Annotated in this window: 2 protein-coding genes; both read left to right on the top strand. The window is 30.7% G+C overall.

Annotation, left to right across the window (positions count from 1 at the left end; all coding sequences use genetic code 11):
• Positions 1-250: C40 family peptidase (locus tag HMPREF0077_RS10065; protein ID WP_211204696.1), on the top strand; the 250-nt coding region annotated here is incomplete at its 5' end.
• A gap of 20 nt (positions 251-270) precedes the next feature.
• Positions 271-528, top strand: coding sequence for a hypothetical protein (locus tag HMPREF0077_RS10060; RefSeq protein WP_004837916.1), 258 nt, complete (start codon positions 271-273; stop codon positions 526-528).
• The last annotated feature ends 104 nt before the right edge of the window (positions 529-632 follow it).

Below are 632 nucleotides of genomic sequence, written 5' to 3'. Positions count from 1 at the left end.
AAAGAGAATGCCAAGAACTACAGCTTGGCTTATTTATAAAAACTATTGTAATCCAATATCTCCAAGCGAGGCAAAACCTGGGGATATTATTTTCTTTAAAGGCACATATAATTCCGGTACGCCAATTTCTCACGTAGGGATATATGCCGGAAATGGAATGATGCTCCATGCAGGAGATCCTATCCAATATACCAGTATAAACTCAAGATATTGGAAAAATCACTTTTATTCCTTTGGTAGACCAAAATAAGGGGGAAGGAGTAAAAATCTATGAATAAAAAATTAATCAGAAACATAGAAAAACAGAAGAATTTAAGAAAGAAAAAAGAAGAAATTGAAATAGAACTTCAGTTATTAGTAGAGGAACAAGAAGAAATAGAAAATTTAGAGGTCATCAAGGAATTTCGAAGTCAAAAAATATCTCTTGATGAATTTTTATTTATTGTTAGAAAAAATAAGGAAGAAGAAAATAGAGAAAGACAAGAACTTAAAAGAAAAGATACAAATGAAAGTGAGGAAAATTTATGAAAAAAATAACAAGTGGAATTTTAGCTGTGATAATGCTACTTGTAAGTCTAGTGAATATAGTGGCTGTAAGTCCTGTATATGCAAGTACAGATTATAAGGTAGAG

This window comes from Anaerococcus tetradius ATCC 35098 (assembly GCF_000159095.1).
In the GTDB taxonomy this organism is placed as follows: domain Bacteria; phylum Bacillota; class Clostridia; order Tissierellales; family Peptoniphilaceae; genus Anaerococcus; species Anaerococcus tetradius.
This window is presented reverse-complemented; position numbering and strand designations above follow the sequence as displayed.